Raw genomic sequence first — 24,562 nt, forward strand, 5'->3', positions numbered from 1 at the left:
GTAATTTTGAAACGTGTTATGGACTAGTAAACCGCTACGGCTGCCCACTTCCCTTTCCGTGGGGTTTTCCTTTCAGCTAACTTTTTCAAGCAAAGAACACTTGAAAAAGTGGATCTTCAAGTAAAACATTCCCACAGGAGTGAAAGTGGGCGGCCTGCGCTATAAAAATATTCTACAATTGTTGCAACAGTTAGCATTTTGCGCTGTTACTCCAATGAACAAATTTTTTTATGTGAGGAATAGCATAATGCTACCTCATACTAGCGTTGTGAAATATCAAATTAGCGTAGGCGTCCGCTTTTACTCCTATGGGATATTTTTCTCCGAAGATCCACTTTGGTAAGTGATCTATCCTTACCAAAGTTAACTGAGGAGAAAAACCCATGGAAAGAGAAGCGGACAAGCCGAAGCGATTGCTAAGCTCACACATTATGTCAAAATTACAACATCATTTATTGCGCAGTATCCTCATTTTGCGAAACAAGTTATATTTCATCATTTCTGTTTGAAGTTAAGAAAAAAATTGCGCCTAGTTTCTTTTCTATAGAAATTTTATGCTAAGCAATTGTATAATAGTGAATAGGAAGATTCTTTGAAGGGATGATTTTGTGGAAGAACGATATTTATCAGTTACCGCGTTAACAAAATATATAAAAAAGAAGTTTGACGTTGATCAACATCTCAATCATATTTGGTTGAAAGGTGAAATCTCGAATTTTAAACATCATTCAAGAGGTCATATGTATATGACGATAAAAGATGATAATGCAAGCATTCGAGCTGTCATGTTTCAAAGACAAAATCAATCACTCCCATTCACACCTGAAAATGGTATGAAAATCTTATTGACAGGTCATGTCAGTGTCTTCGAAATTCAAGGTCAATATCAATTATATATACAAGACATGCAACCGGATGGTATTGGTGCATTACATTTAGCCTTCGAGCAATTAAAAGAGAAGCTATTTAAAGAAGGTTTATTTGATAAGGTACATAAAAAGGATTTACCTAAATACCCAAGTCAGATCGCTGTATTGACTTCACCAACAGGGGCCGCTATTCGAGACATTTTAACTACTCTTGAGAGACGATATCCCATTGCTCACATTCTTATTATACCTGTTCTTGTACAAGGCAAACAAGCCACAAAATCCATCGTCGACGGAATTATTAGTGCAAATCAATTTTCAGAAATTGATCTTATTATCGTAGGTCGTGGTGGTGGTTCACTTGAGGAACTTTGGTGTTTTAATGAAGAAGAAGTCGCTAGAGCCATATTTCAATCAGAACTTCCAGTTATATCCGCCGTTGGTCACGAAACAGATATAACTATAAGTGACATGGTGGCAGATGTGAGAGCGCCAACTCCAACAGCCGCAGCAGAGTTAGCTGTACCATCAAAATTGGACTTAATAGAAAAAATTATCAATCTTGATCAATTTATATATAAACACATGATACATAAAATTGAGCAATATGAAGAGAGACTTTCATCGATTGAAAAATCTTATGTTTTTAAGTACCCAGAGCGATTAGTCGAAGAGAAGGAACAACGATTAGATCGAGCAATGGAACATATAACCAAACATATGGATAACCTAATCACCAGTAAAACGGTGAACTATCATAACATAGAAAAACGTTTTTCTTTTGTGTTGACAACTACACAAATAAAACACAAAGAAGAGAAAGTTTCGCAACTAATGAATAGGTTACATCGCGCTAGTACACAACATATCGATAATAAGAAAAATGCATTTAGTAAGAAGTTATCACAATTGGATCTTTTAAATCCTACCAGAATTATGAGTAGAGGCTATTCGATCACATATAAAAAGGACAGGAGTATTATTAAAAGTATAGAGAACCTTCGGAAAAAAGATGCTATAGTTGTCAGGTTAACTGATGGACATGCAGAATGCACAATAGATCATATCAGAAAGGAAGATCAAAATGAGCGAAAAAAATAATGACTTATCTTTTGAAGAAGCTTTGGAGCAATTAGAAAGCATCGTTAATAAAATGGAAGAAGGCGAAGTCCCTCTCGAAAAAGCAATGGAATACTATGCGGAAGGTTCAAAATTGTCAAAGATTTGTCATGACAAATTAACTAAAGCTGACAAGCAAATGAAACAAATACTTAAAGATGATAATAATCGAGAGAGCTTTGATATTCAGGAGGAAAATTAAGTGGATCAATCGTTACATGTTTTTCTTAAAAAGGAACAAGATGATTTAAATCAAGCACTTATACGTTACATCAATACTTTAGATATTCCTAAGCGATTAAAGGACTCTGTTTTGTATTCAATCAATGCAGGTGGTAAGCGGTTAAGGCCTTTATTAATGAAACTGACGTGTATCGGTTTAGGAGGTAAAGAAGAACGAATTTATCCCGCTGCTGTAGCCTTAGAAATGATACATACATATTCACTTATTCATGATGATTTACCTGCAATGGATGATGACGTTTATCGGAGAGGGCAATTAACAAACCATATGAAATTTGATGAAGCAACTGCTATTTTGGCCGGGGATGGGTTATTAACTAATAGTTTTCATGCTATTAGCACAACTGATTTATATTCAGCAGAAGAAAAAATAGAGATTATCACAAAGTTATCGACGGCTAGTGGTTTAGAGGGAATGGTAGCTGGACAATTGTTGGATATGGAAGCTGAAAATAAACAAATTCCCCTTGAAGAATTAGAAAAAATACATCACTTGAAAACAGGTAGATTAATTTCGTTTGCAGTTGAAATTGGTGGCTATTTAGCTGGGGTATCTGTTGAAAAAATGAAGATATTAAAAAGATATGGGGATTATCTAGGAGTTATATTTCAAATTCAAGATGATATACTGGATGTCGAAGGTGATCAAGCGATAATTGGAAAAAGCGTAGGGAGCGATATTGAAAACGATAAAAGTACATATCCTCATTTATTAGGAGTGGACGGCGCTAAGAATTATAAGGATAACTATTTAAAAGAAGCAATTAAATGTTTAGCGGATGTAGGATTACAAGGAACCGATTTAGAGAATATAACACAGTATTTAAGTGATAGAAATCAGTAAATATTGAGAAAAAGTAAAATTCATGTTATATTAAGAATAAGTAAATGGGATGGTGCAGTATTCTAGTCAATCCTCCGTTTCTGAAGGCGGGCCTAAAAATCCGCCAAAGGGCACATCGATGAAGTTCCTTGTGTTGGCTTGAGGCGCCCAGCCTTGGGTCGATGCTGGGAGTTAAGGTTGAAGGGCGATCCACAAAGGCATGTGGGCGTAGACCCTTTTTCCGCGGAGGCCCATCTCTGTATTCAATGCTTAGCCAAGGATTGAGTATGGAATGGGGTATGAACCTACGTAATAAGAATCGGGTATTCTTATTCGTAGCGTAGCCTGCCTTGAGTGGTACGAAGGGGATTATAGGTAACAGAGTGTTCGAACTTGATGGCCACTTGCTCGGACATGTTTTTCTATATGAAATTCGTACTGCAAAAGAGGCTAGGAAACGGTCAAAGGTTGTTGAGGAAATCTCCTAGGCTGTTCCATGCGACATTTAAAAGGGATTATAGTGTGGACTGAGTGGTAATCCAGTCTAGCGACGGGTGACTACGCTAAGTCAGATTTAAAGGGGAACCGCCAGAATGGCAACATTCGGTATCTGACTGGGAAAACCTACTGGACCTAAGCCGCAGTTTTTACCTTTTAAATGACCATTCCATTCATTATACATAATGTTGTTGAATATCGAGGTTTAATCATGAATAAAAAACAATTAAAGAAGTCGATAAAATTTAGTATTAGCATTGCCGTTATCACGTTTGTGTTAGCGGCTATTTTTTCAGTGGTGTCTTCCTATATATTAAGTGGTGTAATGTCGATCATCGGTTTAGTGATCGTATTTATCATTGTATTAATTGGCGTGTTTTTTGATATGCTCGGAATCGCTGCTACTGCAGCAGATGAGGTGCCATTTCATGCAATGGCAGCAGAGAAGGTAAGCGGTTCCAAACAAGCAATATTAATAGTTAGAAACGCTGATCGCTTTGCGAGTTTTTGTAATGATGTTATTGGAGATATTTCTGGTATAATAAGTGGTACAGCTTCAGCAATCGTTGTATTGCAAATAGCTAACGGTTTTGGATATGGGGAAGGAACCTCCTTTCAAATTACCATATCTGTGATAATGACTAGTTTAGTTGCAGCATTAACCGTTGGTGGTAAAGCCTTAGGCAAGTTTTTCGCTATTCATGCATCGACTAAAATTATCTTTATTGTCGGTAAAATAATTGCATTTTTAGAAGAAAAACTTAAAATAAGAGTATTGTCGAATAAATAAATAGAATTTTTAATAATTAGTAGGGAGGATTCCTTCATGGATCTAACCAAGATGAAAAATCCACAATTTCTTAAAGACTTAAATACTGACGAATTAGAAGTATTAGCAGCAGAAATCCGCCAATTTTTAATTGAGAAATTATCAATTACTGGTGGACATTTAGGTGCTAACTTAGGTGTGGTAGAACTTACTTTAGCATTACACAAACAGTTTGACAGCCCAAAGGACAAGTTAATTTTTGATGTGGGGCATCAATCATACATTCATAAAATGTTAACCGGTCGCACAGATCAGTTTGACACACTTAGGAAATATAAAGGTCTTTGTGGATTTCCGAAGATGAATGAAAGCGAGCACGATGTTTGGGAAACTGGTCACAGTTCTACATCATTATCTGCAGCAATGGGTATGGCGATTGCACGAGATATGAAAAATGAAAAGCATGCAGTTGTACCAATTATTGGAGATGGGGCGCTTACAGGTGGTATGGCATTAGAAGCGTTAAATCACATTGGACATGAAAAAAAGAATTTAACAGTTATATTGAACGATAATGAAATGTCAATAGCCGGCAACGTTGGTGCACTCCACAATGCATTGGGTAGAATGAGAAGTGCTGGTAAGTATAATAGGGTAAAAGATGAACTTGAACTTTTATTAAAACGAATTCCGGCTGTAGGTGGAAAAATTGCACAAACAGCTGAGAGAGTTAAAGATAGTATGAAATATTTTATGGTACCAGGTATGTTGTTTGAGGAATTTGGTTTTACATATTTTGGACCAGTAGATGGGCATGATTTTAAAGATTTAGAAGAAAATATCGCATATGCAAAGAAAACAGAAGGACCTGTTTTGGTTCACGTTATTACTCAAAAAGGAAAAGGGTACATGCCTGCTGAATCTGATAAAAAAGATAAATGGCATGGTGTAGGCCCATATAAAATTGATTCGGGTGAAAAAATTAAACCCGCAAATGCAGCACCAGCATGGAGCCAAGTTGTGAGTGATACACTGGAAGCAATAGCGGAAAAGGATAATCGACTAGCAGTCATTACTCCTGCTATGATCCTTGGATCCAAATTAGACAAATTCCAGGAAAGATATCCCGAGCGATTGTTTGATGTGGGAATTGCTGAGCAACATGCCACCACACTATCTGCTGGACTTGCTACTCAAGGGATGAAACCCTTTCTAGCTATATACTCCACTTTTTTACAACGAGCATATGATCAGCTTGTACATGATGTTTGTCGTCAAAACCTAAATGTGGCATTTGGAATTGATCGCGCTGGATTGGTAGGTGCAGATGGTGAAACACATCAAGGAGTATTCGATATTGCCTTCTTACGACACTTGCCTAATATAGTTGTTATGATGCCTAAAGACGAAAATGAATGTCAACATATGGTCAATACTGCTATTAAATATGATAATGGACCAATTGCAGTAAGGTTTCCTCGAGGTAACGGACTTGGAGTGACAATGGACCAAGGATTATCAACGATTCCAATTGGATCATGGGAAGTGTTAAAAAATGGAACAGATGCAGTTATTTTAACTTTTGGTACTACGATAGAAATGTCAGTTGCAGCAAGTACTGCGTTGGCCAAGCAAGGTATTAATGTTGAAGTTATCAATGCCCGTTTTATTAAACCTTTAGATGAAGATATTTTACATGAAAGAATGAAGAATAACATTCCCATTCTGACAGTAGAAGAAGCGGTGCTTAAAGGAGGATTTGGTAGTTCAATATTAGAATTTGCTGAAGAACATAATTATCATCCGACCATTAAAAGAATAGGAATCCCTGACCGTTATATTGAACATGGCGATGTTGATCAATTACTAGAAGAAATTGATCTAACAAAAGAGCAAATTATGATTGAAATAAATGCATTATTAAATGGTAGCAATGAGAAACAAAAAAGGGCATGATGAATAATGGTAAAAAAGGTTAGATTAGATCAATTAATTTTCGACCGTGGCTTAAGCGACTCACGGGAAAAAGCAAAGAGAACAATAATGGCTGGTTTGGTTTTTTCTAATGGACAAAGATTAGATAAACCTGGAACAAAAGTAGAAGAAGACATTTTAATTGACATAAAGGGGAAAGCTCTTCCGTATGTTGGCCGAGGTGGACTTAAATTAGCTAAAGCCATAGAATATTTTGAATTAGATTTAAAAGAAAAAGTCATGATTGATGTGGGTTCTTCTACTGGTGGTTTTACAGATTGTGCTCTGCAAAATGGCGTGAAGATGAGCTATGCAATCGATGTCGGCTACAACCAATTAGACTGGAAATTACGAAATGATCCGAGGGTTATTGTGATGGAAAGAACTAATTTCCGATATGTGACTCCAGAAGATTTAAAAAAGGAAATCCCGAACTTTGCTAGTGTTGATGTATCTTTTATATCCTTAAAATTAATATTACCACCACTGTTTGATTTATTAGATCAAAACAGTCAAGCAGTAATACTTATAAAACCTCAATTTGAAGCAGGTAAAGAACAGGTTGGAAAAAAAGGGATAGTGAGAGACCCCAAAGTGCATTTTGACGTATTACAACGAATTTTAAGATTCGCACAGACGATCGGATTTAAAATTAGTGAGTTAACTTATTCACCGATAACAGGCGGTGATGGTAATATCGAATATTTAGCACTTCTTCATAAAACTAACAGTGTTACAGAGGAAAAAAACGTTGAAGATTTGGCTAAAATGGTGGTAGATGATTCACATAAAGATTTAGATCACTAATAGGATTGGACTACCATTTTTAGTAGTCCATTTTGTTATGAATAAAGAATTGGTGGAGGAAAGTCAAATGAATAAAGCACAAAGGCACATAAAAATTCGTGAATTAATTACGGACAGTGAAATAGAGACGCAGGATGAATTAGTCGAAGAACTTAGGAGTCAAGGCTATGGAATCACACAGGCGACAATATCACGTGACATTAAGGAATTACATCTTGTAAAAGTACCTACAGCAGATGGAAGATATAAATACAGTTTACCTGCTGATCAAAAATTTAATCCATTAAATAAGTTACGCCGATTTATCATGGATGCATTTATAAGTATTGATACAGCTACTCATTTTATTGTAATGAAAACATTACCAGGAAATGCTCAAGCAATGGGTGCACTGATTGACAATTTAGGTTGGGAAGAGATTGTAGGCAGTATTTGTGGTGATGATACGATATTAATTATATGTAAGACGACAGAAGAAGCAGAAGCACTGAAAGAAAAATTTCTAGGAATGCTATAGTAAAGGTGGTGCGCATATGTTAACCGAATTATCGATTAAAAATTTTGCTATAATTGATGAGCTATCCATCCATTTTCAATCAGGATTGACTGTTTTGACAGGTGAAACCGGTGCCGGAAAATCAATTATAATTGATGCTTTAGGACTTTTAGTTGGAGGCAGAGGGTCAGTAGAATTTGTACGTCACGGAGAGAAAAAAGCAGAACTAGAAGGATTGTTTATTATCGAGGATAACTTACATCCTATTTATCAAAAAACAAAAGATTTTGGAATCGATATTATGGATGACCATATGCTTGTACTTCACCGAACAATCTCGCACACAGGAAAAAGTATTTGTCGTATTAATGGAAAGTTAACAACTTTGGCTATTCTAAAAGAAATTGGACAGACAATACTCGATATTCACAGTCAGCATGAAACACAGTCATTACTTGATAAAGATAAACATATTGAATTGCTGGATTATTTTCACGAGTCGAATCATCCACAATTTAAAAAGGATTACAAGAAATTGTACAAGCAGTGGAAAGAATTAAAAAGTAAGTATGATGCAAACAATAAGAACGAACAAGAACTTGCTCAACGAATTGATCTATTAGAGTTTCAACTTAATGAAATACAAAATGCTGAGTTAGAACCTAATGAAGATGAAGTATTAACGGATGAACGAAATGAACTACATCATTTTGAAAGCATTCATCAGAATATGAATGATGCGTATAATGCATTACATGGTGAACAAAAAGGTTTAGATTGGCTATCCCATGCATCCAATAATTTGGAGGAAGCTGGCGACCACAATAAGGAAATCCAAAATATGCATCAGCAATTTGTTGACCATTACTTTATGATTGAAGAGTTATCGTATCAAATTCGACAGCATCTTGACCAAATGGATTATGAACCGGGACGATTAGAAATAATCGAATCGCGATTACATGAAATTGATCAATTAAAAAGGAAATATGGTCAATCGGTTGAAGAAATTATGACCTATAGTGCAAAAATAGAAGAAGAATTAGAGGAAATAAAACACCGTGATCATCATCTATCCAATTTACAAGAAACATTAAAAGAAATTGGCAATGACTTATTAATCGAAGCCAAAGAATTGCACAAAATTCGTTTGCGTGCTGCAAAAGAGTTAGAAAAAGCTGTTTTATCAGAACTGAAGGACTTATATTTAGAAAAAACCATTTTTCAAGTAGATGTAACATATTCCAAATCTGAAGCAGGGTTCTCCTTTGAAGGTGTCAAAGTTTTACCAAAAAATAATGGTATTAATCAGGTTCAATTTTTGATCTCTACAAATCCTGGTGAACCTGTTAAGGAACTAGATAAAATAGCCTCTGGTGGTGAAATGTCTCGAATTATGCTTGCTTTAAAAAATATTTTCTCCAAACATCAAAGAATTACTAGTGTTATTTTTGATGAAGTTGATACTGGTGTCAGTGGTCGTGTAGCACAGTCAATGGCAGAAAAAATATATAACATTTCGAGTGGATCACAAGTATTATGTATTACACATTTACCACAAGTGGCATCTATAGCAGATACTCATTTAAGAATCGAAAAACAGATTCAAAATGATCGCACAAGTACTTTAATTCATGAATTGTCATTTAATGAACGAATAGATGAAATCGGTAAAATGATTACAGGTGCTGAACTAACGGAAGCTTCACGCACCCATGCTAAAGAATTAATCGAAATGAATCACAAAGAAAAATAGTATTCGCAATAATCATTTCTACAAGTGGAAATCTTCACCCGATTTTGTTATGTTTAACGGGTTTAAAAAGCCCTCCTTAAGGTCAAATTAATGATACAGATCAAAAACAGTCTGTATTTACAAGGAGGGTGATGTTGTGAAAAATAATTTTTTAAGAAAAACGATAGGATTAATACTCCTTGTCACATTAATTGTACTTCCATGGTATACACCATTTCAAATATACCTTTCCATCCCAAATCAGATCGAAACTTTTTCGCAATCAAAGACAATTGAATTACCAAGGGTGAGTGAAAATATAACTGTAACTTCCTTGAAGCAAGAAAAAGTTGAACATGCAACAGATTTATCAACATATTCTCTAGAAGAGAGTGGAAATGATGAATTAACATATACTGTAGCAAACTTTCCTGTCAAGAAAGTAAACGTCGAAGTTTATGATGATTTTAGCATTATTCCTGGTGGTCAATCTATAGGTATAAATTTAGAAACGCAAGGTGTGCTTGTAGTGGGTCATCATTTAATCTCTACTGATGACGGTGACATTTCACCTGGTGAAAATGCAAATATTCAGGTTGGAGATAATATCGTTTCCATTAATGGAACCTCGATTAAAAAAATGGAAGATGTCGCTCCACTGGTAGAAGATGCTGGTAAAAAAGAAGAACCTTTAAAAGTTGAAATAAAACGAGGTAACAAAAAAATTACTACTGATTTACAACCAGTGTATGATGTGAACGAGAAAGATTATCGCATCGGTCTTTATATTCGTGATTCAGCCGCTGGTATAGGTACGATGACTTTTTATGATCCAAACACTAAAAAATATGGTGCATTAGGACATATTATTTCAGATATGGATACCAGAAAACCTGTTGAAATTAATGATGGCTCAATTGTCAGGTCTCAAATTACAGATATAAAAAAAGGAGAGCATGGAATCCCTGGAGAAAAGAAAGCTGATTTCGTCTTAGATGATGCACAAATGGGTGACATTACTAAAAACTCACCGTTTGGCATATTTGGAACATTAAAAGAGCCGTTAGAACAAAATAATGGTAAGTGGTCAAAACCAATGCCTATCGCTCTTCCAAATGAAGTAGAAGAAGGACCAGCTAAAATTTTAACGGTCATCGATGGAGAGAAAATAGAAGCATTTGATGTAAAGGTTGTAAACAGTATCAAGCAGTCAGCACCTGCTACAAAAGGTATTATCCTAGAGATTACGGATAAGCGATTATTAGATGCGACCGGTGGGATTGTCCAAGGGATGAGTGGCAGTCCAATCATCCAAAATGATAAAGTTATCGGTGCTGTAACACATGTATTTGTAAATGATCCAACAAGTGGATATGGTGTACACATTGAATGGATGTTAAATGAGGCAGGTATCGATATATACAAACAAGAGAATAAGCAAAAAGCAAGTTAGTTAAAATTTACATTTTAGAGAAACAGTTCGAAGGTACTGTTTCTCTTTTTGTTTTTATAGAGAATTTTAAGAAACGAGCAATTGCAGTTAATAGCAAAATTTGTTATGATATTATAAAGATTTTTCGACATATCTACTATTTAAAAGAAAAATATTTTTTTTGATCTGGGAAAGAAGGATTTTTCTTCCTTTTGTCGAAAACATTAGATATGGTCAAAATTGTTAGCTTAAGATTTGAAGGAGGAACTTTTTTGGAAAAGACAAAGGTTTTGTTAGTAGATGATAATCGTGAACTCGTGGATTTGATGGATGATTACTTGCTAGATCAAAATGACATCGAAGTAGTAGGTAAGGCGTATAATGGGAAAGAATGTCTGGATAATATTGAAGAATTTAATCCTGACGTTGTGGTATTAGATATTATTATGCCTCATATAGATGGATTGGCAGTATTATCCAAGTTAAAACAAAATGAGAAAACGAAACATATTAATGTTATTATGCTTACCGCTTTTGGCCAAGAAGAGGTTACTAAAAAGGCTGTTGGTCTAGGTGCATCTTATTTTATCTTAAAACCATTTGATTTAGAACACCTTGCAGAACAAATAAGACAAGTTCATGGTATCGAAACTGCGGTACATAACGAAAAAAAATCAAATCACAGTCAACAAAGAAAGTTCGATTTGGAAGCGAGTATTACACACATTATTCACGAAATTGGAGTACCAGCTCATATTAAAGGCTACATGTATTTACGAGAAGCAATAACGATGGTATATAATGATATAGAGTTATTAGGTTCAATCACAAAAGTTCTTTATCCAGATATTGCAACCAAATTCAATACAACAGCTTCAAGAGTGGAACGTGCTATACGCCATGCTATTGAAGTTGCGTGGAGTAGAGGTAATATGGAATCTATTTCTTCGTTATTTGGTTATACTGTCAGTGTATCAAAAGCAAAACCTACCAATTCAGAGTTCATCGCAATGGTTGCTGACCGGTTACGATTAGAGCATAGAGCTAGTTAATTGAAAACACACTTGCATTTGGATGTGCAAGTGTGTTTTTATCTTATTTTATCTCCTTGTGTAGCAACGTGTTTGCCAGAAAGAAATCAGTTCTGGTTTTCATCCCGTTGTTTTTCCATTGCCCAAAATGGATTGCTTTCGTTATCTAAATAAAGTGATCTAGACGGGAAAGCAATTGATACTTCTGCCTCTTCCAAAATCTCCATGATCTTAAAATTAACTTTTTCTTTTACAGTCAAATATTCGCCCCATGCAATCGTATTAGTAAAGAAATATAACATAATATCTAAACTACTATCGCTGTATTCTGAGAATTGAACAAATATTGTTTCTTGATGAATATCATCATTGTTTTCCAGGTAATCTCTAATTTCATGTAAAACTTTTTGTAATTGCTCTTTAGAGGTATTGTATTCAACACCTAAGTTGAAGAAAATTTGTCTTTTACCCATTTCACTCCAATTTGTAATAGGTTCATTGGATAGTGTGGAGTTAGGAATAGTGATTAAAGAGTCTGCAAAAGTACGTACGATTGTACTTCGAAAGCTTATATCTTCTACAATTCCTTCGACGCTAGGACTTTCAATCCAGTCTCCTAATGAAAAAGGTTTCTCTGTAATAATTACTACTCCACCAAACAAGTTTTTTATAACTTCTTGTGCTGCAAGTGCAAAGGCGAGACCACCCAATCCAAGCCCTGCTACAAATCCGCTGACTTCGTACCCGAATTCTTGTGCAACGACACTTATGCTGATCGCAATAATAATGACTCGAACTGCTTTTGATAAGAATGGAATAAGAATTTGATCAATTTCCACATTGATTCTGTCGCTTATTTTCATAAAGAGTAAAGAAGTGCTTGAAGAAAGGTTATAAAGCCACCAAGCGATTACAATTATAACAGATACACGGTTTATACTTTCGAATAGATCATTATCTTGATCCAAATATGGAAAATAATCCACAGCAATGTATACACCTATGATCACAAATAATACTCGTAGTGGCTTTTCAAACGCCTTTAAAGCGTGATTTAATAATTCAGTTTTTTCCGTATTAGATAGTCTTAAAAATAAGTAAAAAATGTATTTAATAAATACTTTTCTAATAATGAAAGCAATTAATATTATTCCTAAACTAATTGCCATATTTACGTAATCCTCATATGTAATACTCTCCCAAAATCTCCAGTTCAAAAGTTAACCCTCCAGCTTCTCTAAATTATATAGATACTTTATCACGATATAATTTTATTTCCAACTATTTATCATGAATACTTTTGCATATTCTACTTAAACTATGAAAAATGAATAAGGAGTGAGCGAATATGAAAAAAATAGCTTTATTAAGTTTATTGTTGTTTCTCGTACCGATTCATACCCTTTTAGCGGCAACTCATACAGTGCAACCGGGAGAAAGTCTCTGGAAAATATCATTAAAATATAAAGTAGGATTATCTGAAATAATTGAAGCAAATCAACAAATAAATAATCCAGACTTAATTTATCCGAATCAAAAAGTGACAATTCCACAAATTGATCAAATAAAAAGGATTGAACATCAAGTGATTCAGTATACGAATGCAGAACGGGAAAAGCTTGGTTTAGCACCTTTAAGACCTGATTGGCAATTATCACGTGTAGCCCGTTATAAATCAAGAGATATGGAAAAAAATAACTATTTTAGTCATCAAAGTCCTACATATGGATCTCCTTTTAACATGATGAGTGATTTTAATATTAATTATCAATCAGCTGCAGAAAACATTGCTAGAGGTCAGGAAACGCCGTATCAAGTAGTACAAGCTTGGATGAATTCCAGTGGGCATCGTGCCAATATTGTCAACCAAAATTATACACATATCGGTGTTGGTTATGTAAGGGACGGCAATTATTGGACACAAATGTTTATTTCTAAGTAAGTGTTGATACGTAAAAAGCTTTCTAGCTTTATATGTTCTTATTTAATCCAGAATTTTAAGAAATTAAGCGTCTCACTGAGATACACTGTAATATTCTCCAATATTTATGCGCTTAGACGCTACTTTTCTTTAACAATTTTGTGAAAAGTATGATACTATTTTTTATGGTATAAAAATAATTATTGGAGAGGTTAAAACATGAAAGTAGCTAAATTCGGAGGAAGTTCAGTGGCAAATGCTGAACAATTACAGAAAGTTGCAAATATTATTCAAGATGATAAAGACAGAAAAGTGATTGTTGTTTCAGCACCTGGAAAGAGATTTTCAGATGATGTAAAAGTTACAGATTTACTTATCGCGTTAGGTGAAGCTTACTTCAAAAAACAGCCATATGAAGAAGAATTGCAAACCGTTTTAAATCGATTCCAGGAAATTACTTCAGAGTTAAAAATCTCAGATCAAATTATTCATGATATTAAAGATGGAGTTCAAGGAATACTAGCGTCGAATGATAGTGATGCATTAAAAATGGATGCTTTAAAGGCGACAGGAGAAGATTCTTTAGCAAAAGTGTTAAGTGCTTACCTACAATCACTTGGTCTGGAAGCAACATATTTAAACCCGCAAGAAGCTGGCATTATAGTTAGCGATACACCAGGTAGTGCACAGATTTTGGAAGAAAGTTATGAATATATATACAAATTACGTGATCGCAATGAAATCGTGGTAATTCCAGGGTTTTTCGGTTATTCTACAAGCGGTAAATTAATTACCTTTTCTCGTGGCGGGTCTGATATAACTGGTTCCATAGTAGCAGCTGGTGTAAAAGCAGAGTTATATGAGAATTTTACTGATGTGGATTCCGTATATTGTGTAAACCCAACTATTGTTGAAAATCCAAAAGAGATTACTTCCCTAACATATAAAGAGATGCGTGAGTTATCATATGCAGGCTTTTCCGTTTTTCATGATGAAGCACTTATTCCAGCTTTTAAAGCGGACATTCCGGTTTGTATAAAAAATACTAACAACCCTCGTGGTATGGGAACCATAATCGTTTCTAAGAAAGAACCACAACCAAATCCTGTTGTTGGAATTGCTAGTGATACAGGTTTCATTAGTATTTATGTAAGCAAATATTTAATGAATAGAGAATTAGGTTTTGGTCGTAAATTGTTAACGATTCTGGAAGATGAGGACATCTCCTTTGAGCACACACCGTCAGGTATTGATGATATTTCCGTGATTATTCGGGAATCCGTTTTGACTAAAGAAAAAGAAGAACGCATTATCGCTCGAATTAAAGAAGAATTAGATCCAGATACAGTCAGTGTAGAACGTGACCTTGCTCTAATAATGGTAGTAGGGGAAGGGATGGATAGTACACTAGGATTAGCTGACAAAGCGACACATGCTTTTAATAAAGCACAAGTAAACATTGAGATGATGAACCAAGGTTCGTCTGAAGTATCCATGATGTTTGGAATCAAAGCAGATAAAGTAAATGAATCTGTTAAAGCGTTATATGAAACATTTTTCGAATAAGCATTACAAAAATGGCTCTGAATAAATATTTGATAATTAGAAAAATCCAAACGATGATTCGAACAGATCTCGATCACGTTTGGATTTTTTGTGTATTAGGAAGATACTACGCAATAACTGAATTGGTAATTATTAGATTTTATATATGCTTTGCAACCGCTTCGGCTTGCCCGTTTCCCTTTCCGCGGGTTTTTACCCAAAGCTAACTTTTTAAGCAAAGTTAGCTTAAAAAGTGGATCTTAGGATAAAAACATCCCACAGGAGTGAAAACGGACGCCTTCGCTTTTCTCTGCCCTTCAGCTAAAGCAAGAGGATGCATTTTTGCTTTTATCACCAGCTTTTGTGGTAATTATTTGTAGAAAGAACCAAAAATATTAGCATTTACAAAAGTTGTAGAATTTCATTAAGCGTAGGCGCCCACTTCAACTCCTATGGGATCCTTTTTTCTGAAGATCCACTTTTTCATGCGTTTTTTGCATGAAAAAGTTAGCTGAAGGAAAAAGCCCATGGAAAGGGAAGTGGGCAAGCCGGAGCGATTTTTAGCACAAACCTCATCTCAAAATTACCACCCCATTTATTGCGCAGTATCCGTATATTGCGTAACAATACATGTTTGCATCATTTGAGATTTTAAATGAAGAAAAATGGCAAGTCTTAGGTTATTGAAAATTGTGTGTGTTTTTTGAAGAGTTTTTAAAACTACATAAAAAAACAAGTAATCCTAATTGGAATACCTGTTGTTTTTACCGCCTTTAATAAGTTGTCGTTTACGATCTCGGTGTAAGATAAAGCCACCAATAAAGTAGAGACCACCAATGAAAAGGCCAAGGCCTATTATAAATTGAACCACGATGTGTAGGAATATAGTCGTCAATTCACCAAAAAATGCATCCCTCATTAGCTTGATGCCATAAGTAGCAAGCACCGCTGGTAATACTAAAATTAATAATGCAACAATTCTCAAAATATTTCCTCCTGTTAATGTTGAAAATAATATTATTATAGCAAAAATTAAAGATAAATCAAAATAACTATTTCTTGCAATTTGTTGCAAATATACTTATGATAGTAGTATGAAATATATTGCAAGGTGTGATGAAAATAAATTCAAATAATCTGCAAAAATATGAAAAACTGTTACATAAACTTCCATTAGGAATAATATTAATTAATATGCAGAACAAAATAGTGTCCAGCAATCAGACCGCAGAAAGATATTTCAATGCAAAAGCGACTCATTTAATCGGTAAAGATATTCATGAATTTTTAGAAAACCCTTCAACAGAAGAAGTAAAACAACTGCATCAGCAAGTTGATAAAAAGGAATTGTTGAAAGGAACAAACCGTAAATTGGTCACTTCCTATAGTCCTTTTCTGAATCATCATAATACATTGCAAGGTGTTCTAATGTTGTTGGAACCATTAGAAAAATTTAATCAACGTGTCAGTAACATAACTGAATCTGATTTCTATTTCGAAATAGTCCAGGAGCTATTACAAACACAAAAAAACGCTTTTCGAATCGTAATGGAAAACAAGGATGAATTACTTAGTAGCAAGCAATGGAAAGCTGAATTTGACCAATATAATACACATATTCAAGATTGGGTAAATCAATTGGTTTATCAAACGATTCGATCGAGGAGAAAACGAACGGATAGTTATCAGCCAGATGCGAGTCTCGATACTATCGATGTGTTCACAAAACCATTACAAAAAAATGGCAAACTGATTGGTTGTGTACAATACGTTACAAAGCATGAAAATAACGCCTTAAAGCAAGAACTCGACACTGCAAAAAAGATGATTCGAAATTTAGAAAAAACGTATCATTTAGAGGACATTATAGGTGAGACCCCGGAAATTAATATAGCACGTGAGCAAGCTAGATTGTATGCCGACATGGATACACCAGTGCTCATACGTGGGGAACAAGGGACAGGTAAGTTAATGTTAGCTAGAGCGATTCATATGACTAGTCATCGAAAGTATCTTCCTTTTCTGAAAGTCAATAGTTCCGACCTTATCGAATCTAATTTAGAAGAGTTGTTCTTGAAAATTAGTAAAAAAATAAAAAATGGAACCGTATATGTAAATTTCAATCAAAAATTAACTCTAGATTATCAAAATAAATTACTTGCATTTATTAATGAGCAATCCACCATTCGGTTTATCTATGGGATAAGTCATACGCCAGTAATATCAGAATGGAGCCCTGCTTTATATGACTTGTTGCAAAAATATCAGATTATATTACCACCATTAAAAGAACGTTTGAGTGATTTACCTTTGTTGGTGGAAGCTTTTAAAATCTATTTTAATCAGGAATATGACAAACAGATGATTACAGTAGAAAATGACGTAATCGATTATTGGCAAAAATTAAATTGGTCTGGTAATATAACGGAATTAAAATTAGAAGTAGAACGAATTATACTAGAAGCTAGTTCATTTACTTCATCCATCAGTCTTGAACAGCTTCATAATAAAAAGTTCATTGATGTAAGTGATGATGAAAATCAGTTGTCCTTACAGCAAGCGATCGATCTATTTGAAAAAAAGTATATAGTGAAGGCTCTAGAACAACAAAATTTCAATAAAACAAAAACTGCTAAAATGCTCGGTGTTTCGGTTCGCAATCTTTATTATAAGATGGAAAAATATAAAATAGAACGAGGTGCTATATGACAAGTAAAAAATATCGCATCTTAGTTATTAATCCTATGGTGGAAAGCACAAACATAGCCATCTATGAAAATGACCACTGTTTATTTGAAAAGATTATCGCGCTCGAAACGTCATTGTTAAACAAGGAAATTATCTTACAATTAACAGACCGAAAAATAGAAATTGTAGAAACCATTCAATCGATTGGTATCGACCTAACCAGTATCGATGCTGTGTGTGGAAGAGGTGGTATATTAAGTCCTATTGAAGGTGGAACTTACCAAGTAAATCAACAGATGGTAGAGGATTTAGCTCGTGGAAGATTTGGAACACATATCTCTAATTTAGGTGCTTTATTAGCAAAAGATATTGCTGATGATTGGAATATCGATTCTTATATTGTCGATCCAGTTGTTGTCGATGAAATGTTGGATATCGCCAAAAAAACCGGAATTCCGTCTATTGAACGTAAAAGTATCTTTCACGCACTTAACCAAAAAGCTGTAGGAAGATCTCTTGCAACTCGCTTACATGCTGAGTACAATGATTTGTGTCTTGTAATTGCTCATATGGGTGGAGGATTAACAGTCGGAGCTCACCAATATGGTCAGGTGATTGATGTTAATAACGGGTTTGACGGGGATGGACCTTTTTCTTTTGAACGAGCAGGTAGTTTACCAAATAAGGATTTAATTGAGCTCAGTTTTGATACCGGAAAATCAAAAAAGGATATTCAATCAAAAACAATCTATCAAAGCGGCTTAAAAGCATATTTAAATATAGAAAGAAAAGCAGAGCTGGAATTACTATGGCAAACAAAAACGGAGGAAGTCAAACAAGTTTTTGATATATTAGGTTACCAAGTGGCAAAGGAAATTGGCAAAATGAGTACGGTGCTATCAGGAAATGTTAATGCTATTGCGTTAACGGGAGATTTAGCATCCTATGACTATTTAAATCAATCCATTATCAATCAAGTAAGTTGGATTGCAGATACGTATATCTTTCCTGGAGAAAATATTTTGCAAGCTTTAGCAAAAGGGACCTTAAGAGTTTTACAAGGAAACGAACAGCCTAAGCAATATCTTTAATAAGAAAGGATGAAGATAGTGTCATTAAATTATGATCTTGTCATTCTAGGTGGTGGTACCGGTGGATATGTCACCGCAGTACGTGCTAGTCAAATGGGATTAAAAACTGCTATTGTCGAAAAAGGAAAATTAGGAGGTACGTGTCTTCATAAAGGATGTATACCAACCAAAGCGTTGTTAAAAAGTGCTTCTGTTTTCCAGCAAGTAAAAGAAGCTAATGAATATGGAATAGAAACGACTTCACCTGTTTTTCAAATTGAAAAAGCAATGAGTCGCAAAAGTAAAGTAGTGGATTCCTTGCATGCTGGGGTTGAACATCTTGTTGATAATCATCAAATAGATGTTTATCAGGGATATGGAAGAATATTAGGACCTTCGATTTTTTCACCAATGGCAGGTTCCATTTCAGTCGAGTATGATGATGAAAAAGAAAATGATATTCTCGTACCAAAAAATGTCATCATTGCTACCGGATCTGCACCAAGTGTGTTACCGGATATGGAAGTTGATCATGATAATATCGTAACATCAGATGATTTAGTAGAAATGACCGAATTACCGAAATCGATCATCATTATTGGTGGAGGTGTTATCGGAATTGAATGGGCATCTTTTTTACATGACGTGGGGGTGGAAGTGACCATTCTGGAGGCACAGGAACATATTTTACCTGCTTTTGATAAGGATATCATCAAAACTTTGAAAAGAAAGTTAACTAAAAAAGGCATTTCGATTATCGAACAGGCGACTATCGACTTGGAATCTATTACGAAAGAAAATGACATGAAACTTACATACGAGAAAAACAACGAGAAGCATCAAGTCAGTGCTGAAAAACTTTTATTGTCGGTGGGAAGAAAAGCTAATACACAGAATATAGGGTTAGATAACACTGAAATTAAACGAGTTAAAAAAGGGTTCATCGAAGTTAATCAGCATTTTCAAACAAAAGAAAGTCATATTTATGCGATAGGTGATGTCAACGGCGGCAGGCAGTTAGCTCATGTTGCTACGTATGAAGGTAAAAAAGCGGTTGAACATATTGCAGGGATAGTGTCTAGTAATTTAAGTGACAATGAAATTCCTTCATGTGTTTATGGTAATCCTGAGATAGCGATGATTGGATTAACAGAAACAGAAGCAAAAGAACAAGGCTTTCGTTATCGCACAGCAAAAACTTCTTTTAAGGCGATAGGGAAAGCACATGTCGATGGCGAGACAGACGGATTTTCAAAAATCATTATCGATGAGAAGACGGAAGATATTTTAGGTGTTCACATGATTGGGGAAAAGGTTACAGAGTTAATAGGACAAGTAAGTACAGCAAAATATTTTGACAGTTCCGCATTGGAATTATCAGAAGTTATTTATCCACATCCATCATTAAGTGAAATAATTGGAGAGGTTGCAATGGCAGCCGATGGGAGGAAAATTCATGGTTAATCAAACATATTCATTGGAAACAGATAAAGATACCTTAGTAAACATGTATCGAGAGATGCTACTTGCTAGAAGAATTGATGAAAGAATGTGGTTGTTAAATCGTTCAGGGAATATTCCGTTCGTTGTTTCATGTCAAGGTCAAGAAGTGATGCAAATCGCAGCTTCTTTTGCATTAAATAAAGAGCATGATTATATATTGCCATATTATCGAGATGTAGGTATAGTCCTGCATTTTGGCATGACAACGAGGGAAATCTTTTTACAAGCCTATGCCAAGGCAGAAGACCCAAATTCTGGTGGGCGTCAAATGCCAGGACATTTTGGTCAAAAGAAAAATAAACTTGTAACAGGCTCTTCACCAGTCACAACGCAAGTACCTCATGCTACAGGATTTGCGTTAGCTGCAAAAATGGAAAATAAACCTTCTGTAGCTTTCGTTACAATGGGGGAAGGGTCTACAAACCAAGGAGATTTTCATGAAGGTATCAACTTCGCAGCTGTTCATAAGTTACCTGTGATATTTATGGTGGAGAATAATAAATATGCAATTAGTGTGCCTTATGCTAAACAAGTAGCTTGCGAAAATATTTCTGATCGTGCAATTGGATATGGTATCAAAGGCATCAAAGTAGACGGTAATGATGCTTTTGCTGTGTATGGAGCTGTAAAGGAAGCCCATAATCGAGCGTTGAATGGGGAAGGACCAACACTAATTGAAGCTGTCTCTTATCGCTTAACACCTCATTCAAGTGATGATGATGATTCGAGTTATCGTTCGAAAGATGAGGTAACCAGCGAAAAGGCGAAAGATGGAATCGAAAAATTCAAGAATTATTTAGTGGATAAAGGATTCTTAAAGGACGAAGATATGGAAAAGCTCGAAGCGGAGTTGAAAAAAGAAATAAATGATGCTACTGAATACGCAGAAAATGCCCCATATGCTGATGCTTCAACATTGACGAATTATGTGTATGGTCATAAGGAGGAAAATTAATGGCAGTTTTAACGTATATTCAAGCAGTAAATCAAGCATTACACGAAGAAATGGAACAAAATAATAAAGTGTTTGTATTAGGGGAAGATGTTGGGCCTAAAGGTGGCGTTTTTCTTGCAACAGAAGGCTTGTATGACAAGTTTGGTGAATCAAGAGTAATTGATACACCATTAGCAGAATCTGCGATAGCAGGTGTAGGTATAGGTGCTGCTATGTATGGTATGCGTCCTGTTGCAGAAATGCAATTTGCTGATTTTATCATGCCTGCGGTTAATCAAATCATTTCTGAGGCAGCGAGAATTCGTTATCGTTCCAATAATGATTGGACTTGTCCGATTACTATTAGAGCTCCTTATGGTGGTGGTATCCATGGTGCGTTGTATCATTCACAATCGATAGAAGCGATCTTTGCCAATCAACCCGGCTTAAAAGTTGTGATGCCATCCAATCCATATGATGTAAAAGGGTTATTAAAATCAGCAATACGTGACGAAGATCCTGTATTATTTTTAGAACATAAGCGTGCCTATCGTTTATTAAAAGAAGAAGTACCTGAAGAAGATTACACAGTTCCAATTGGTAAAGCGGATATAAAAAGAACTGGTGACGATGTAACTGTTATTACTTATGGATTGTGCGTGCATTTTGCCAAACAAGCGGCAGAAAAGTTAGAAGAAGAAGGAATAAGTACGGAAATAGTAGACCTTCGTACTGTTTATCCATTAGATCAAGAAACAATTATTCAAGCTGCCTCTAAAACAGGAAAAGTATTATTAGTAACAGAAGACAATAAAGAAGGTAGTATAATTGGTGAAGTTTCTGCTATTATCAGTGAAAATTGTTTGTTCGATTTAGATGCACCAGTTCGAAGATTAGCTGGACCAGAGGTTCCCGCCATGCCATATGCACCACCATTAGAAAAAGAATTTATGATGAATCCAGATAAAATAGAGAATGCCATTAGAGAATTAGCTGAATTTTAAGGAGGGATGGAAAAATGGTACAAAAGCGACTGAATATGCCACAACTAGGTGAGAGTGTGACAGAAGGAACGGTTAGTAATTGGTTAATTCAGGCAGGCGATTACGTTGAAAAATACGATGCGATAGCTGAAATTATGACGGATAAAGTGAATGCGGAGGTACCTTCTTCTTATTCAGGAACGATTACGGAGCTTGTAGCAAAAGAAGATGAAACAATTGAGGTTGGACAATTGATGTGTTACATAGAGGTAGAAGGTGAAGAAACCAAAGAACAAACAGTTTCAAGCTCTTCAGTGGATAACAATCACCAGCCTCCTACTCAAAATATGAAAACTCGTTATTCACCAGTTGTAATGCGTTTAGCACAGGAATATAATATTGATTTATCTGTTGTTGAGGGTACAGGTAAAGGTGGTCGTATTACTAGAAAAGACATCGAGAAAAGGATTCACGATAAAGATCATCTGATTGTCGAACAAGATAATCATCAAGTTGTCGAAGATTCTTCTTCTGAAAAAGTTAACAAGTCAGAGGAAATAGAAGAATTCACACCACCTATCATTCGTCGTAAACCTGTTAAAGCAAAACCAGGTGATCGTGAAATCCCAGTAACCGGTTTGCGAAAAACAATTGCACAAAATATGGTTCGTTCGAAGACGGAAATTCCTCATGCATGGATGATGATAGAAGTTGATGTTACCAACCTGGTTGCTTATCGTAATGCTGAAAAAAAAGCTTTTAAAGAAAATGAAGGTTACAATTTATCTTATTTCGCATTTTTCTTAAATGCAGTAGCAAAAGCATTAAAAAAATTCCCAGAATTGAATAGTTGCTGGGCAGGAGATAAAATTATCCAGCGTAATGAAATTAATCTTTCAATTGCTGTAGCACATGAACATGAACTGTATGTGCCAGTCATCAAAAATGTGGATGAGAAAAGTATAAAAGGAATTGCAAAAGAAATCGCACAACTTTCTAATAAAGCACGTACAGGTACTTTAGCAAAAGAGGATATGGAAGATGGGACATTTACTGTTAATAACACTGGTTCATTCGGTTCTGTAGAGTCGATGGGTGTGATAAACTATCCACAATCAGCTATACTTCAAGTGGAATCCATTGTTAAAAGACCCGTGATTATCGATGATATGTTCGCAGCACGTGACATGGTAAATCTTTGTCTATCTCTCGATCATCGAGTATTAGATGGCGTCATATGTGGAGCATTTATGTCCCATGTAAAGGCGATATTAGAAAATATATCTAGTGATACAACACCGATCTATTAATTAAGGGAGACAACAGTCGGAAATTCACATTGATTGATAGCGGAATTTAATGGAGAGTGGTCATAACAGTTAAGTCGGACTTCTCTTTTTGAGTGAAATACCTTTTTATCGAACAAAAGGTATATCGCCACCTTCTCTTTTGGGCGATATATCAATTTATCGGACATTACAGCTTGTGCTGGCGTCTCTTTTTGGTAGATATATCTGTTTATCGGACATAACAACTGATGTAGGCTTCTCCTATTGGACGATATATGGTTTTATCGAACAATACTGCTAGTGTGGGTTTCTCCCCTTGTGTGATAGCTCTTAGATTCTTTTCTAAGTTCGAATCTTTTGGTTTCGAGCATTATGGACGATTACAACGTAATAATTGCATATAACTGTTTCATTTTAAAGGTAAAAACAGTATACTAATTAAAGTAAGGGAAACCAGTAACTAATGATTATGGTTTCCCTTTGCTTATGTAATGGACGAATTGTAATATTAAGTGCAACACCTAAAAATGTGGCTAAAATAAAACAGCCCATAACGACTTCGTGTAAAATGTAAGTAACCACACAAACACATACACGGAGGTCTGTTATGAGCTACAGTCATCTTACCACATTTGAACGAGCACGTATAGAAACGCTATATGAACAAGGTAAACCTATTCGTACCATCGCTGAAAAACTTCAGCGTTCGCCGTCTACCATTTCAAGAGAGTTAAAGCGTAATTCACAAAAAGCATCCTATAAATCTGAATATGCTCAAGAGAAATATAACGAACGTCGGTTAAATTGCGGCCGTGTCGGAAAATGGTCCACAG

21 protein-coding genes are annotated in these 24,562 nt (G+C 35.3%); 19 read left to right on the top strand and 2 right to left on the bottom strand.

The window, feature by feature from the left end; genetic code table 11:
• Positions 1-608: 608 nt before the first annotated feature.
• The 10 genes from xseA (at position 609) to spo0A (ending at position 11,817) form a co-directional block, all read left to right on the top strand.
• Complete coding sequence (gene xseA / locus BUC25_RS10115) at positions 609-1,970, top strand: exodeoxyribonuclease VII large subunit (protein WP_073201737.1); 1,362 nt, start codon at positions 609-611, stop codon at positions 1,968-1,970.
• A complete protein-coding gene (gene xseB, locus BUC25_RS10120) occupies positions 1,954-2,190 on the top strand; it encodes an exodeoxyribonuclease VII small subunit (RefSeq protein ID WP_073201738.1) in 237 nt (78 codons plus the stop codon). The genes xseA and xseB overlap by 17 nt, the downstream gene beginning before the upstream one ends.
• On the top strand, positions 2,191-3,075 hold the full coding sequence (locus BUC25_RS10125) for a polyprenyl synthetase family protein (RefSeq protein WP_073201739.1): 885 nt from the start codon (positions 2,191-2,193) through the stop codon (positions 3,073-3,075).
• 688 nt (positions 3,076-3,763) lie between these two features.
• Positions 3,764-4,342, top strand: a complete 579-nt coding sequence (locus tag BUC25_RS10130; RefSeq protein WP_073201740.1) for a hypothetical protein — start codon at positions 3,764-3,766, stop codon at positions 4,340-4,342.
• Between the two features lie 36 nt (positions 4,343-4,378).
• Positions 4,379-6,277 carry a 1-deoxy-D-xylulose-5-phosphate synthase gene (gene dxs / locus BUC25_RS10135; RefSeq protein ID WP_073201741.1) on the top strand — a complete coding sequence of 633 codons (1,899 nt, stop codon included), beginning with the start codon at positions 4,379-4,381 and terminating at the stop codon, positions 6,275-6,277.
• A 6-nt stretch (positions 6,278-6,283) separates the two neighbouring features.
• Positions 6,284-7,102, top strand: coding sequence for a TlyA family RNA methyltransferase (locus BUC25_RS10140; protein WP_073201742.1), 819 nt, complete (start codon positions 6,284-6,286; stop codon positions 7,100-7,102).
• A 67-nt stretch (positions 7,103-7,169) separates the two neighbouring features.
• On the top strand, positions 7,170-7,619 hold the full coding sequence (ahrC, locus tag BUC25_RS10145) for a transcriptional regulator AhrC/ArgR (protein WP_073201743.1): 450 nt from the start codon (positions 7,170-7,172) through the stop codon (positions 7,617-7,619).
• A gap of 16 nt (positions 7,620-7,635) precedes the next feature.
• Entirely contained in the window at positions 7,636-9,354 is a 1,719-nt protein-coding gene (gene recN, locus BUC25_RS10150) for a DNA repair protein RecN (RefSeq protein WP_073201744.1), read from the top strand.
• Between the two features lie 136 nt (positions 9,355-9,490).
• Positions 9,491-10,786, top strand: a complete 1,296-nt coding sequence (spoIVB, locus tag BUC25_RS10155; RefSeq protein WP_073201745.1) for a SpoIVB peptidase — start codon at positions 9,491-9,493, stop codon at positions 10,784-10,786.
• Between the two features lie 251 nt (positions 10,787-11,037).
• Complete coding sequence (gene spo0A, locus BUC25_RS10160) at positions 11,038-11,817, top strand: sporulation transcription factor Spo0A (protein WP_073201746.1); 780 nt, start codon at positions 11,038-11,040, stop codon at positions 11,815-11,817.
• Positions 11,818-11,903: 86 nt separating this feature from the next.
• Here the strand turns inward: spo0A and BUC25_RS10165 are convergent, their stop codons facing one another.
• Positions 11,904-13,013 (bottom strand): mechanosensitive ion channel family protein, encoded by a 1,110-nt coding sequence (locus BUC25_RS10165; protein ID WP_211619571.1) that lies wholly within the window; start codon positions 13,011-13,013, stop codon positions 11,904-11,906.
• A gap of 131 nt (positions 13,014-13,144) precedes the next feature.
• Here BUC25_RS10165 and BUC25_RS10170 point away from each other — a divergent pair, with 131 nt between their 5' ends.
• Both BUC25_RS10170 and BUC25_RS10175 read left to right on the top strand, forming a co-directional pair.
• Positions 13,145-13,738, top strand: a complete 594-nt coding sequence (locus BUC25_RS10170) for a CAP domain-containing protein (protein ID WP_073201747.1) — start codon at positions 13,145-13,147, stop codon at positions 13,736-13,738.
• A 198-nt stretch (positions 13,739-13,936) separates the two neighbouring features.
• Complete coding sequence (locus tag BUC25_RS10175) at positions 13,937-15,283, top strand: aspartate kinase (protein WP_073201748.1); 1,347 nt, start codon at positions 13,937-13,939, stop codon at positions 15,281-15,283.
• A 721-nt stretch (positions 15,284-16,004) separates the two neighbouring features.
• Here BUC25_RS10175 and BUC25_RS10180 read toward each other — a convergent pair.
• Complete coding sequence (locus tag BUC25_RS10180; RefSeq protein ID WP_170862675.1) at positions 16,005-16,247, bottom strand: DUF2627 domain-containing protein; 243 nt, start codon at positions 16,245-16,247, stop codon at positions 16,005-16,007.
• 131 nt (positions 16,248-16,378) lie between these two features.
• On the opposite strand from BUC25_RS10180, the gene BUC25_RS10185 reads away from it, so the two are divergent.
• The 7 genes from BUC25_RS10185 to BUC25_RS10215 form a co-directional block, all read left to right on the top strand.
• Positions 16,379-17,971: a sigma 54-interacting transcriptional regulator gene (locus BUC25_RS10185; protein WP_073201749.1), complete on the top strand. Its 1,593-nt coding sequence runs from the start codon at positions 16,379-16,381 to the stop codon at positions 17,969-17,971.
• Entirely contained in the window at positions 17,968-19,041 is a 1,074-nt protein-coding gene (buk, locus tag BUC25_RS10190) for a butyrate kinase (RefSeq protein WP_073201750.1), read from the top strand. The genes BUC25_RS10185 and buk overlap by 4 nt, the downstream gene beginning before the upstream one ends.
• Positions 19,042-19,059: 18 nt before the next feature.
• Positions 19,060-20,484, top strand: a complete 1,425-nt coding sequence (lpdA, locus tag BUC25_RS10195) for a dihydrolipoyl dehydrogenase (protein ID WP_073201751.1) — start codon at positions 19,060-19,062, stop codon at positions 20,482-20,484.
• Positions 20,477-21,478 carry a thiamine pyrophosphate-dependent dehydrogenase E1 component subunit alpha gene (locus tag BUC25_RS10200; protein ID WP_073201752.1) on the top strand — a complete coding sequence of 334 codons (1,002 nt, stop codon included), beginning with the start codon at positions 20,477-20,479 and terminating at the stop codon, positions 21,476-21,478. Before lpdA ends, BUC25_RS10200 begins: the two co-directional genes overlap by 8 nt.
• On the top strand, positions 21,478-22,461 hold the full coding sequence (locus BUC25_RS10205) for an alpha-ketoacid dehydrogenase subunit beta (RefSeq protein ID WP_073201753.1): 984 nt from the start codon (positions 21,478-21,480) through the stop codon (positions 22,459-22,461). Before BUC25_RS10200 ends, BUC25_RS10205 begins: the two co-directional genes overlap by 1 nt.
• 14 nt (positions 22,462-22,475) lie before the next feature.
• Positions 22,476-23,750, top strand: a complete 1,275-nt coding sequence (locus BUC25_RS10210; RefSeq protein ID WP_073201754.1) for a dihydrolipoamide acetyltransferase family protein — start codon at positions 22,476-22,478, stop codon at positions 23,748-23,750.
• 586 nt (positions 23,751-24,336) lie between these two features.
• On the top strand, positions 24,337-24,562 hold a 226-nt coding region (locus BUC25_RS10215; RefSeq protein ID WP_139251766.1), incomplete at its 3' end, for a helix-turn-helix domain-containing protein.

This window comes from Gracilibacillus kekensis (assembly GCF_900143085.1).
Classification (GTDB): Bacteria; Bacillota; Bacilli; order Bacillales; family Amphibacillaceae; genus Gracilibacillus; species Gracilibacillus kekensis.